We start from the raw sequence: 14,080 nt of genomic DNA on the forward strand, positions 1-14,080 counted from the left end.
ATGCTTTCATTAGGTTTGATTACACAATGATATTTCATTATTATTGATTGTACCTCATTACAGCGGGAACCGCTGTATAGTACCTCATCGCAAATTTATCCAACCTTTTGAGACTTTGCGAACTTAGTGCGAACAAAATTTTCCAACCTGCGCCAATTAGCCCTCACAACTTTCTTCTGATCTAAAATATGCAAAATTACGCACGCTAAAAACGTGTATCCAAGCCAAAAATGCAAACTCCTTCCCACCTCGACCAGTGCGGAATTCTGCGGAAACATATCCGGCAAAAGAATTCCGAAAAATTTCACATTGTTACTTTTGTAAGAGTTAGAAAGTAAGAAACCCGCAACCGGAACTAGCCACATAAAAACGTACAAATTTGCGTGCAGAGCAAAATTTTTGTACCATTCCTTCGTAAACTTTGGCAGGCGTTTCGTATATTTTTTCCACCATACGCGCAGCAGAGTTAAAATCCGCCAAGTCAGCAAAGCCATTGTTAGCACTCCTACGGATTTGTGAAAATCGTAAAGGGGGCCTCGAATAAACAATTCTCCTGGCAATCGAGCCATAGAAGTACCGGTAATAAACAGCACTAAATAGCAAGCTGACATCGCCCAGTGTAAAGACATCAATTGTTTGAACGCAGAATTAAGTCTGGGTTTCGCAGCGGGTTTTACGGTACTCACTCTTTCTTACCTCCTTAGCGTTTGCTGCACAAGATTAAGTATAAACTATAGGACTAAAGCCCGTGGTCGATTGTGCCTTATAAGATTTACTTAACTTAATTATTACAAATATTTATTGAACAGTCTAATTAACTATATTCACGATCGTCATTCCCAACACAAAACATCGTACTTAGGTCGATCGCCTCCCAAGCAGTTTTCAGGTCGAGTATCCCCAAAGCCACCACAAAAGCTGACCCGATAATTGCAACCGCCGCTCGGTTCATCCGTCGCCCCGGCAAATATCCCCAACCGAATCCGAAGTAGGTCGGTCCCAATACTAGGTATTTGAGTGTTATCATATATACTTAAAACTATTGATTGCCGATTTTTTTTATTGTCTAGGATGCTAAAAGTACAGCCTGGGTAATTGCAGCTAAACCTGCTGGCATTGCAACTATCGGGAAATATCGTCTGCAGACCGTGTACCAGCTAGAAACAAACACAGTGGTTGGATGTGGAAGCGAAAACCAGCACGCTGGACAAGTCGTATTTTTGTTACAACTTGTAACTTTTTTCAAACAACAGGTTTAATTTAGTTTCACAAAAAAGTTAAATTCCAGAAAGTAAAATTAATTACAGTCGAGTTAAGCTAAAAGTGTTTGCTAAAAAAAGTAATTCAAGCAACCCCGAAACCAACTATTCTCACTTGATCGACACCGAGGGCGACTTCGCGACAGCAAAACTTTCGTGTAGCCAACAAGTCGAACAAGATTGGTATGGAACTCTCTACGAGAATTTTCCGGGCATTTACTTCGTTCTAGATGCTTTGGGAAGAGTTTTTTCGCTAAATGAATTCGGCGCGTCTCGCCTCGCCTACAAATCGCAGGAATTAATTTGTCATTCAATTTTTAACATATTTTACTGCCAAGAGCAAGGGAAAATGCAGGCAGAATTTGCCGGATTGGCCCAGCCGGAAAACGGTACGCCAACTCCAAAAATTGCCTGTTGGGAAGGCTGCTTGACTTGCAAAGACGGCAAGATTATTATGGTAAAAGCAACAGCGCGACCAATGCCGGCGGTAGATTGGAAAATAGATGAAAATACCAAGGGTCGCTCACTTGCCAATTTCCAACGACCGGCTGTACTGTTAGTTTGCGAAGAAATTAAGGCCGCTTCGCAGTCACCCATGCCGCCCAACCAGAGAGGAAATTGGCGCAGTCCAACTTTGGCGATCGCAAAATTAGCCAAAAGTCAACTTAAAGAACGCCACAATATAGAAGACTTCATCCGCGAAGTAACAGAAACCGCTGTCAGTATTGTCAACTGCGATCGAGCTAGTATTTGGCTGTATGGCGAAGACAAAACGCAGCTTCACTGTATCGACCTTTACGAACAAAATACTAAACTCCATTCCGTACAAATCATCATCACAGCATCCGACTGTCCGGCATATTTTCAAGCTTTAAAATCTGCAAGTGTGATCGCTACTGTGGCAGCAGAAAATGACCCCAGAACACGAGAACTTGTCGGTCTTTATTTGCTCGATCAGGCAACGACTTCCCTGTTAAACGTACCGATTATGCTAGCAGGTCAAAGGTTGGGAATAGTCAGCGCCGAACGCCAGTGTTCCGACGGTGATTGGACGGAAGAAGAACACGAATTTACCCAAATATTAGCAGATTTTGTATCCTCCAGTTTGTCAGCTAGCGAAAAGTTAAAATTAGAAGCAATGCGGCACGAACAGCAGCAAAACTTGCTGACCCAATACTACGATCAACTAGAAGAAAGAGTAGAAAGACGCACTGCTGAACTCAAAAAAGCTAATCAAAAACTGCAAAAAGAAATAATTAAAAGAAAACAAGCAGAAGCAGAACTACGCCTGCAGCAACAAGAACAGCAAATTATTTTTGATTCCGTGCCGGCGATGATTTGGCTCAAAGATACCGAAAGTCGTTTGCTGCGAATTAATCAAGCCGCTGCTGCATCAAGAGGTTTGCCCGCAGCTCAATTAGAAGGTAAATCATTTTATGAAATCTATCCAGACGAAGCAGAGCAATATTATTTAGAAGATTTGGAAGTAATCAATTCTGGCGTTCCCAAGCAGGGCAAAGTCGAACTGCTACCAACAGTTTCTGGTCAAAAATGCTGGGTGCGTACAGATAAAATACCTTACCGCGATGAAACAGGTAAAGTCGCTGGTGTAATCGTCTTTGCAGTAGATATTACTGATTTAATTAAAGTCGAAAGAGAACTGCGAGAATATCGCGATCGCCTCGCACAAAAAGTCGAAAAACGTACTGCTATGTACAGGCAAGCCATGACCGCTTTGTACTCGGCAAATACGCAATTGCAACAGCTAATTAACAACAGCTATTCCTCGGGCGAAAATGGCAGCAGTTACTCAGCAGCGCGCTTGCTCGAATGCGAAGCTTATTTTGAAGCAGTTGCCGTGGCTGACCGCGACACAATTTTGAGCGTCAGCAGTAATTTTGCCCAACTTTTCGGTTACGAAACGGCGGAAATGGTGGGAATGAGCTTGCTGGAACTACTGTCGCCGAAATCATACAAACAGGCGCCGCAAATGATTTCAGCAGCCAGCAATACAGTCTGTGAAACTATTTTTCTTAAGCGAGATGGCACTGCTTTTCCTGCTGACGTTCGCAGCAAATTCGTATTTTGGGAAGGTCGTTTAGTACAGGTGAAAGCAGTCCGAGACCTCACGGAACGCAAATTGACCGCAGCAGAATTAGAGCGATCGCGCTCTTTGCTGCACGCTACCTTAGAAGCAACGGCAGACGGCATTCTCGCCGTTACTACCGCCGGAGAAATGATTAGTTATAACGAAAAGTTAGTTCAAATGTGGGGGATTTATGAAGAAGTTAGAAACTCAATGGATAGAACGGTGCGGCTGGCATTTCTCACTAAGCAAGTGAAAGATCCGAGGGCTTTTTTGCAGAGAGTTAAAGAATTTTATAGTGATGCGGAGTCTGAAGGTTGCGATATTCTAGAATTTAAAGACGGCCGCACTTTTGAGCGCTACACGCAGCCAATTAGAGTCGGACAAAATATTATTGGCAGGGTGTGGCGCTTCCGCGATATTACCTCTCGCGAAAAAGTGACGGCAATGTTGGGAGATTCTCAAAGGCGCTTTCGGGCAATTTTTGATTCTTCTTTCCAATTTGTGAGTTTATTGAAACCGGACGGTACTCTGCTGGAAGCTAACCAAACTTCTCTGGATTTCGCGGGAATTAAGCTGCGGGATGTGGCCAATAAACCGTTTTGGCTGTTGCCTTGGTGGGGAGATTCGGAGGAAGTTCAGGAACAGTTGCAAGATGCAATTTCTCGATCGGCACAAGGTGAATTTGTCCGCTATGAAGTGGAAGTTCAAGGTGTAAATCGGACGGCAATTGTTGATTTTTCTCTCAAACCTGTCGCGGATGAAACTGGCAAAATAGTATTGTTGCTGCCGGAAGGTCGGGACATTACTAAAAGTAAGCAAGCCCAAGTCGCGCTGCGGCAACAAATAGAACGGGAACGCCTGATCGGGCAGATTCAATCGCGCATCCGTTCTTCTCTGGATATCCAAGATATTCTCAACACTACAGTAGCGGAAGTGCGGGAGTTTTTGGCAACCGATCGCGTGCTGATTTTCCGCTTCCGACCAGACTGGAACGGAGATGTGGTGGTGGAGTCGGTTGCAGAAGGATGGATACCACTCAAAGGGATGGGAATTGACGATTGCTGTTTTGCCAATACTTACATCGGACAGTATTTAAAGGGCCGCATTCGCGCCATAGAGGATATTCATGCTTCTAATTTGAGCGAGTGTCACCTTAAGTTTTTGGAGACTTGTCAGGTGAAGGCAAATTTGGTGGTGCCGATTGTCCAGCAGGGCATAGAACCTAGGGAAGGTAACGGTTCTTGTCAAGTGCCGAAGTTGTGGGGTTTGCTGATTGCCCACCACTGTTCGGCACCCCGCCAGTGGCAGCAATTTGATGTGGATTTGCTGAGTCAGTTGGGTACTCAAGTTGCGATCGCGATCGAACAATCTTTACTTTACCAGCAGCTAGCTGCGGCCAACCAGCGGTTGGACGGGTTGGCGAATTTGGACAGTCTGACTCAACTAGCTAACCGCCGCCGTTTTGACGAGGTGATCAACCGAGAATGGGAGCAGTCGAGCTCTTCGGAACCGCTATCTTTGATTCTGTGCGACATTGACTGTTTTAAACTTTACAACGACAATTACGGCCATCAAGCCGGGGATGCTTGTTTGCAGCAAGTGGCGCGGGCGATCGGGGATGCTTGCACAAATGCACCCGCAGAACGCCTCTATTTGGCTGCTAGGTACGGCGGCGAGGAATTTGGGGTAATTTTGCCAAATACGGATGTCGTGGCTGCACAGGCGGTTGCGGAGGGCATCCGCAGCCGCGTCAAAGCCTTGGCCATTCCCCACATCAAGTCGGTTGTCAGTGATTGTGTGACTCTCAGCTTGGGAGTGGCGGGCGTTTCGCAAAGTCAAAACTCCCCGAAAATGTTGATTGAAGCGGCGGATAAGGCACTGTATCGAGCTAAGTCTGGCGGGCGCGATCGAGTGGCTATTAATGAGTAGTTGTTACTTGTTACTTGTTACTTGTTGGTGAGTAGTTATTTGTTTCCCCTAACTCATAACCAACAAATAACCGATAACTAAAGTAAAGTGATATCGCTAAGTGCGATCGCACTAGCTTCCACTCCTACCAACAGAACCAACCGTTCCCCATTTGCTTTACTAATTAAAGTGCCTTCTGGAATTTGAGTTATTGCCAAATTCCCAATAGTTCCGCCTTTATATTGTAGCACATCCAGCCCTTTCGTGAAATCAGAAATAATATCAAATCCGCCGTTACTTTCTAACACAAATGTGTCATTTCCTAGACCCCCAATTATAGTATCATCGCCCAAACCAGAGATTAAAATATCATCGCCCAAACCGCCAGTGAGAGTGTCACTACCAGCCCCGCCAAAGATAGTATCATTTTCCTCGCAGCCATCGAGCAAATCGTTACTTTGATTCCCACTTAAAAAATCCTTGCCAGCACCTCCGCAGATAGTATCGCTGCCCGAATTGCCGTAGAGAAGATCATTGCCTTTGCCACCCAACACAATATCATCACCTTTGCCACCAAATGCAGAATCATTACCTTTACCGCCGTCGATAAAATCAGCACCTTCATTGCCAAAAATTAAGTCGTTTTCTTCCTTGCCATTTATGGAATCATTGCCACGATTGCCAAAAATAATATCTTCACCTTCACCACCAAAAATGATGTCATTATTCTTTCCTCCAAAAAGGATATCATCTCCCTTGTTCCCGTCAATAAAATCATTGCCTCGGTTCCCGTAAAGGATATCGTTTCCTTCACCGCCATAGAGGTTATCGTCGCCTAAATCCCCATCGAAAAGGTTCTGATTTGGACTGCCGTAAAAAGCATCATTTCCTGCAGTGCCAAACTGAATTTCACCGCTACCATTGCTGTTGATAATATTGTCAACTTGATTGGGTTGGTTGAAATTGGGCTGCGGAATAGTATCGCAAATGCAATCGCTTTCAGTGGGCGTTGGCGTAGGCGTTCCGGCTGGGGTCGGCGTCGGAGTTGGTGTTCCCGTTGGAGTTGGGGTCGGTGTTCCCGTCGGAGTCGGAGTTTCCGTTGGCGTTGGAGTCGGAGTCGGAGTTTCCGTTGGCGTGGGAGTCGGTGTTCCCGTCGGAGTTTCCGTTTCCGTTGGAGTCGGAGTTTCCGTGGGAGTCGGAGTCGGAGTTTCCGTGGGAGTCGGAGTCGGAGTCGGAGTTTCCGTTGGAGTTGGAGTCGGAGTTTCCGTGGGAGTCGGAGTCGGGGTTCCCGTTGGCGTGGGAGTCGGAGTCGGTGTTCCCGTGGGAGTCGGAGTCGGAGTTCCCGTTGGCGTTGGAGTCGGAGTTTCCGTGGGAGTCGGAGTCGGAGTCGGAGTTTCCGTTGGAGTCGGAGTCGGAGTCGGAGTTTCCGTTGGAGTCGGAGTCGGAGTTGGTGTTCCGGTGGGAGTCGGAGTCGGGGTTTCCGTTGGAGTTGGAGTCGGAGTTTCCGTTTCCGTTGGAGTCGGAGTTTCCGTTTCCGTTGGAGTCGGAGTTTCCGTTTCCGTTGGAGTCGGAGTCGGGGTTTCCGTTGGAGTTGGAGTCGGAGTCGGAGTTTCCGTTGGAGTTGGAGTCGGAGTGGGAGTCGGAGTGGGAGTCGGAGTTTCCGTTGGTGTGGGAGTTGGTGTGGGAGTGGGAGTCGGAGTTTCCGTTGGTGTGGGAGTTGGTGTGGGAGTCGGGGTGGGAGTTGGCGCGGTAATATTAACGCTGAAAGTTCCTAAAATCGTAGGATTTACAGGATTCCCAGCAGTATCTTGAATTTGATTACCTTGCAGATTAATACTGTAAGTTGGATTATTATCTGCAATATCCCAACTTCCCCCAGGCGGAGTAAATGAATAAGTAGCTGTCCGCGTCAAGCCATTCGTATTAGTATCAATACTGACAAAGTTAACAGGAATACCACCGCCCGACCAATTGATTAAAAAGTCAGAACTGTCTAGAGTTGTAACATCGATCGCGCTATCATCGTTAAAAGTAACAGTAAAATCTTGAGTGGTTCCCCCCGCGACCGTAATATCAGCAATAGTTGTCGGATTTACAGTTGGGGCAATGCCATTTATTACTATTGCCTTATTTTGACCCAAGGAATTAGCAGCAGCCGGATTCGGCAAAGTCAACACAGCATCACCATTAGTCAAATTCCTAATACTACCGCCGTTGAGAGATAAGGCAGTTGCGGAGGTATAATCTAAGTCGAGACTGCTATTGCCTGCTGTGACTGTGTAATTAAATGTCAGAGTATTGCTGCCGCTGCCACTGGCATAATTGATCACAGTACCTGCACCGCCTGTGGCTAAGGTAAGCTGCGGCGTACCCGTAACAGTAACTGGTTGACTGAATGTGACGGTAATGGGAATTACTGCACCGATGCCGTAGCTTCCATCTGCCTGATCTGATGTGATATTAGTAATAGCAGCTAAAGGACTAACTGTAATGCTGGCTGTTTCGCCGGCTGTACTAAAAGGACTAGAAACGCCATTATTTTCTAAGTCCCCTGTCACATCGGCTGTGCCGCCGTTAGTGCCGGTGATTGTATCCCAAGCATTGAAGGTAATGCCGTCAGTAACTGTTCCGGTGTAGTTAGTATTGGGAACGAAGCGGAGGCGAGTTGTCGCGTCGGCTGCTAACAACAGGGCAGTTGCAGCGGTAGGAACAGTAGTAATATTGTTCCAATTTGTGCCGTCTGTCGTATACTGCCAACTGCCATTTGTGGTATCTAAATTTGTGAGGGCGATGCCTCTGGGACGCAGGGAAATTGAGTCGTTGGGGTCGGTGATGCTGCTGCCGATAATAGCAGAAATTAATGTGCCGCTATTGTTGGTTTCGTTGATATTAATTGCTGTTAAATTAGGCGTGCCCGAGTTGTCTAAGACTGGGGAATTGTTGACGAGGACGCTGACAGTTGATGTGCTGGTACTGTAACCGTCGCTTGCTGTGTAGGAGAATGTGTCGAGGCCGTTGAAAGTGGGGTTGGGAGTGTAGACAATACTGCGTTTGGGGTCGATCGCGATCGTATAGACATAACTATCGGCATTGGGGTTAAAAGTAGGATCTGCCGTGCCGTCGCTGCTGTTCAATCGGGCAATTCTGTTGCGGGGTTGCCCGCCGATATTGGTGAAATCGCCACCTACTACTGAGTTGCCGTTCGCATCAAAGGCGATCGCACTGACAATACTATTCGCATTATGGTTAAGAGTAGGATCTGCTGTACCGTTGCTGCTGTTCAACCGGGCAATTCTGTTGCGGGGTTGCCCGCCGATATTGGTGAACAAGCCACCTACTAATGGGTTGCTATTCGCATCGAGTGCGATCGCCATAACCTCATTATTCGCATTGGGGTTAAAAGTAGCATCTGCCGTACCGTTGCTGCTGTTCAACTTGGCAATATAATTGCGGGGTTGGCCACCGATATTGGCGAACAAGCCACCTACTAATGGGTTGCTATTCGCATCAAGTGTGATCGCATAAACCAAACCATCCGCATTGGGGTTAAAAGTAGCATCTGCCGTGCCGTTGCTGTTATTCAACCGGGCAATTCTGTTGCGCGGCTGCCCGCCGATATTGGTGAATTGTCCCCCTACTACTGTGCTGTTAGCATCAAGCGCGATCGCATAGACACTATTATCGGCATTGGGGTTAAAAGTAGGATCTGCTGTACCGTTGCTGGTGTTCAATCGGGCAATATAGTTGCGCGCCTGCCCGCCGATATTGGTGAAAAAGCCACCTACTACTGGGTTGTTGTTAGCATCGATCGCGATCGCCAAGACTGAATTGTCCGCGTTGGGGTTGAAAGTAGGATCTGCTGTACCGTTGCTGCTGTTCAACCGGGCAATATAGTTGCGGGGTTGCCCGCCGATGTTGTTAAAAAATCCCCCTACTACTGGGTTGCCGTTAGCATCTATGGCGATCGTATAGACACCCTGATCCGCATTGGGATTAAAAGTAGGATCTGCCGTACCGTCGCTGCCATACAACCGGGCAATTCCGTTGCGGGGCTGCCCCCCGATATTTGAAAAATATCCTCCCGCATAAATCCAGTCGTCAACAGTCACAGTGCCGCCTGCTGGTTGAGTAACACTCTGCACTCTCAGTGCCTTTGTGCCGCCCGTATCGTTTGCCAGGACTTTAATTTTAATATTAGGAGTGCCGACAGTTGCGATCGCATTGTCGGGAGTAGCAACAGGCAAGTCATTAACAGCTATCCTGCCCAAACGAAATGTAGCGCTTCCCTGGTCAGTATTGTCCCCAAAAAATAGAAAACTCGGCAATCTGTAAGGATTGAAAGTTAAAGGAGGAGAACTTTTAGTGGGGTCAAACTTGATTGGACGCAGCGGCCCTGTGAGGATTGCAGTTGGGTAATTATTAACAAAAAGTTCATAATTGCTGCCTTGTACTTTTAAGACATAATTGTTATTTGAAGTTAGATCGAATCCCGCCGGAAGTGTAGCCGTTTCAGCTTCGACAAAAGTATCTGACTGACCAAAAATTTTATTGTTTTTAAAACCCAATTCTAAACCGTTTAAGCCGTCGCTGCTAATAGCTGTGACGCTAAAACCCGCGCGGTTGGGGTTGCTAGTTTCTGTGGGAATTGCTGCATTAAAAGATATCGTATAACCAGCGGTGCGGTCTAATGCGGCGGCGGTGAAAGGCGGCAGTATCACCGGCGTAGGAGTAAGTAGCGATTGTGGATCGTAATTGTTGTAACCCGCATAGCCAGCATTGCTATTAGGAGTGTAGATGGTACGAGTATTGATGCCCGTCGAGTTTGGCGTAAACGCACCCGTAGCCAGAGAAGCCGTAGAACCGGGAGGAAAAGGGGGCGTGGGAAGCGGACCGGGCGGGGCTATTTGTCCGTAAGCAAGGGCGGTGCCGTTGGGCGTCCCTATGCCGGGGGGCGTTCCGGCGGGAAGGTTGGTAATCGCGTCGTAGAGGGTAATATTGGGCATGATATATCTAAAGGTAGATGATTTTGCTGAGTTTGATAATGTCAAAGCCTAGCAAATTTACTAATGAGTGTCACCGTTTTTGTACCTGCTGTCAAAAAACTTACGCAATCTTTAAGTTTTGGATAATTCCTGCACCACAAAAAAGCGATCGCCCTAACTGGCATAAAGTTAGTGCGATCGCGGTACTATGAATCAGCTATTTATCTATCAGACTCGGCGCGGAATTTTTACGCATTTTCATGGGTATTGTTACAAAACTTTACTGGGCGTTGGGTAAAAATATCCAGAAATCGCTTTTCTCTACCTGATATCTCTTTTTTTTATTGAACCGCAGAGGGCGCAGAGGGCACAGAGGAAGAAAAGAGAGTAAGAAAGGAGTTCACAAATGATGAGGGATTGCTATGCCAATTCCCAATGCCCAATTCCCAATTCCCCGCCTATTTAGCTAACAGTTTTTGAAACACCTCATACATATCCTCAGCCAACTTTTTAGGATTCCACAAAGGTGCGAGATGTTCTGGCTGCTTAGATTTTAATAAATGCTCTTTCACCGCATTTCTGAAACCCGCATCGCGACCAAACTTAACTCCCCACTGCGTGTATTCCTCCCAAGTCCACGCCGCACCAACATCAACATTTGCACTTTTCAGAAAAGCGTAACCCATGCGCGAAAGATATTGGTCGCCCGATCGAGTTACTACTGGCAAATTGGCCCACAAAGCCTCTAAATTGTGAGTCCCGCCGTTGTAAGGATAGGAATCTAAAAGCACGTCGGCTACATAATAAATAGCCCGATGTTCTTCTTCACTTCGGGTTTGCCCTATAAACTTAATCCGAGCAAAATCTACTCCCTGAATTTCGCATTCTTGGCGGTAAGTGCTGTGAATAACATCGGGGTCGCCTTGACCTTTGCGGATTAACACACTATCTGGTACTTCCTTAAGGATTTGAACTTGAGCTCGTACCATTTCGGGATTAGTTTTTCTCCCTGGCGCAACGCACAGATAAGTCATTTGATCCAAGCCAATTCCGAGAGCATTTCTAATCGCCTCTCGATTTACAGGAATGCTTTGCAGTGCGCCAATTGCTACCGAACAAGCAGGCAATCTTACTAACTGTTCTAAGTAATTCTTTTCCACACCAGGGGGGTGAGTGTGTTCGTCGCACAGAAAGTAGTGATTATCTGAAATGTAGGGTGCGTCAAATCCTAGCCAAGAAACGCAAATACCCGCAGGATATTGATACAGCACTTCCACATTTGTTGGCACTGTCATCGAGTCTAAGTCTATCAAAACATCCAAGTTGTCTTGCGCTACTTCGGCGAAGATTTCACCGCCATCAGCAAAACCGTTTGGATATTTTTTAGGCCAGTAAAACTTGCCCGCCATGTCTTCAAACCGCTGCGTAACTTCATCTCGGTGGAGTTTGCCGGTGACGTAAAGGTGAACGTGGGGGGTGATGTGGCTTAATTCGCGAATTAAAGCTTCGCTGCACCAGCCTACTGAGTGGCGGCGGAAGTGTTTGGAAAGAAAGCCGATTTTTAAAGGACGCTGTTCTTTTGTTTGGTAATTTGCTAAGTTTATTCTGTTAATGTCTTGGCGCTTAGGGACGGCTTTTTGGTAGTATTCTTTGGCAATTAGTCTGTAGAAGCTGGCATTCTTTTCGCGGTTGTCTCGCAGGTGAGAAACTGCAAACAGGAAGATTTCGTAGAGAAGTTTTAGTTCGATTACGCTAAAGGTTTCGACCTTTTCGTAGCAGAGTTTTTCGATTTCTTCGAGTTTCTGAATTGCCTGTTTGCTGACACCTGACTGCAGGTAGGAAAAGACGTAGGCTGTAGCTGACATGACTGGGGCATTTTCGCCGCAGTTTTCGCAGTATTTGTCGGCAACGCTGCGGGCTCCGGCGAGGTTGGTAGAATGGCTTAGCAAGTCGCACAGTTGTTGGTAGGCTTCGCTATATTTGGAGTTGCATTGGATCGCTTTTTCAAAATTGGCGATCGCCTCCAACGGCTTATCTTGTTTCTGAATGTGTCCCATCCGGCAGTAAACCTCTGCCCAATTTGGTTTTAATCCCAAAGCTTGCTGATAGCTGGCTAAAGCTTCTTCCAGCCGCCCCTGCATGGAAAAACAACTGCCGAGGTTAGCGTGAACTTCCGGCCAGTCGGGCTTTATTTTCAGAGTGTTTTGATAATTAGTAATTGCTTCGTCGTACTTGTTTTGCTGTAAAAAAGAATTGGCTATATTGAAGTGCAAAACTTCTAAATGCGGCTTTAAAGCTACAGCTTTCTGATAGTAAGCGATGGCAGCATCGAGATTGCCTTGTTGCGATCGCGCGCTGCCGATATTACCGTAAGCTTCGGCCCAATCCGGTTTAATGGCGATCGCATTTTCGTAGCTTTCGATGGCTTCCTCGCGCTTTCCTTGGCTGAAAAGCCGATTACCTAAGTTAAAGTGGAAGTCTGCACCGACTAGCTGCGGGTTGAGTTCGGATGTTCTTTTAAAACAGGCGATCGCAGCTTCGATGTTGCCGTGTTGGTGATATACTTTCCCTAAATTCCAGTGAGCTCCCGCTAAATCAGGACTCAGGGCAATGGCTTGCTGGTAATGGGCGATCGCTTCTTCCAAACGCCCCATTTTGAAATACATACTGCCGATATTGGCGCGCACTTCCGCAAAATTTGGCTGCAATTCTAGGGCTTGAGAATACGATCGAATTGCAGCTTCAGTTTTGCCTCCTGCTTGCAAGGCATTTCCTAAAGTGACGTAAGCGTAGATGAAATCCGGTCGAATTTTTAGCGCTTGCTGACAAGCTGCGATCGCCTCTTTAATTTTTCCTTGAACTAAAAAGTTTTCGGCGAGTTTATTGTACGGTTCTACTTCTTCAAAATTGGCAACTTGTCCGCTATCTGGAACGTTGAGCGAGGTAACTTGTTCGGAAAGTTCGGCGGGGTTTGTAAAGGGAGTATTTAAAGTCTCAGTGGTGGGGGCTGGCGGCAAATTGATGCTCGAAGGCTGCAAGCCGTAGCCTTCATCTTTGTTGACAGATACTGGTTGCGCTTCGCCTGATTCGGTTTCTAATTCAATAAAGTTGCTGTCAGTATTTTCCCGCTCTTTTTGTGCGATCAAACTCGATAGTTTCTCAGCAGTGCTGGCATCTCCCGGTTGCTGTTGCAGCACTTTTTGATAGCAAGCAATGGCTGCACCTAACTTTCCTTGCTGCTGCAAAAGGTTGCCCAGCATCATATTGACCGAACACAATTGAGGATTAATCGCCAGAGCTTTCTGGTAATAATTTGCCGCCTGTTCCAATTGCCCTAACTTGTAATACATACTGCCGAGATTCGCGCTGGCTTCAGCAAATTCTGGCTGAATTTCTAAAGCTTGCAAGTAAGCTTCAATTGCCATTTCCAGCTTTTCTTGACTGTGCAGGGCATTCCCCATTGTCAAGTAAGCGGCAGCAAAATTAGGTTTGAATTTAAGAGCAAGATTGCAAGAGGCGATCGCCTTTTCAAATTCTCCTTGCAAAACATAAACTTCCGCCAACTTTTTATGAACTTCTGCATCTCCTGGATTAAACTCTAAAGCTTTCTGATAGTTCTCGATTGCGCCACCGAGATCACCTCGCTCTTTCAGCCAATTTCCCTTTTGAAAATAATCTCTCACTGCCTCTAAACCTACTAAAGAATTCCCGATCATTTGCTCTGCCACTCTTACAGGTTTTACACTAATACTATTCAGCCATTCTACCCACTATCGGGATCGCACAGACCAAGTACGCCCTCGATTTATATATTCTACCTGCTGTCTCCGATGATTTTCAGC

5 protein-coding genes are annotated in these 14,080 nt (G+C 46.5%); 1 reads left to right on the forward strand and 4 read right to left on the reverse strand.

The features are described from left to right. Positions 1–95: 95 nt before the first annotated feature. Both QUA10_RS03375 and QUA10_RS03380 read right to left on the reverse strand, forming a co-directional pair. Positions 96–686, reverse strand: coding sequence for a cytochrome b (locus QUA10_RS03375; protein WP_333081166.1), 591 nt, complete (start codon positions 684–686; stop codon positions 96–98). Positions 687–814: 128 nt separating this feature from the next. After that, on the reverse strand, positions 815–1,027 hold the full coding sequence (locus tag QUA10_RS03380) for a hypothetical protein (protein WP_333081165.1): 213 nt from the start codon (positions 1,025–1,027) through the stop codon (positions 815–817). 296 nt (positions 1,028–1,323) lie between these two features. Between QUA10_RS03380 and QUA10_RS03385 the strand changes: the two genes are divergently transcribed. Next, positions 1,324–5,277 carry a PAS domain S-box protein gene (locus QUA10_RS03385; protein WP_333081163.1) on the forward strand — a complete coding sequence of 1,318 codons (3,954 nt, stop codon included), beginning with the start codon at positions 1,324–1,326 and terminating at the stop codon, positions 5,275–5,277. Positions 5,278–5,354: 77 nt separating this feature from the next. Here the strand turns inward: QUA10_RS03385 and QUA10_RS03390 are convergent, their stop codons facing one another. Further along, the gene (locus tag QUA10_RS03390; protein WP_333081162.1) at positions 5,355–10,259 is read right to left on the reverse strand and encodes a choice-of-anchor Y domain-containing protein; all 4,905 of its coding nucleotides are present in this window, start codon (positions 10,257–10,259) and stop codon (positions 5,355–5,357) included. A gap of 437 nt (positions 10,260–10,696) precedes the next feature. Beyond that, positions 10,697–13,954, reverse strand: coding sequence for a tetratricopeptide repeat protein (locus QUA10_RS03395; RefSeq protein WP_333081160.1), 3,258 nt, complete (start codon positions 13,952–13,954; stop codon positions 10,697–10,699). Between the last annotated feature and the right edge of the window lie 126 nt (positions 13,955–14,080).

The sequence above is a fragment of the Microcoleus sp. Pol8_D6 genome (assembly GCF_036700965.1).
In the GTDB taxonomy this organism is placed as follows: Bacteria; Cyanobacteriota; Cyanobacteriia; order Cyanobacteriales; family Microcoleaceae; genus Microcoleus.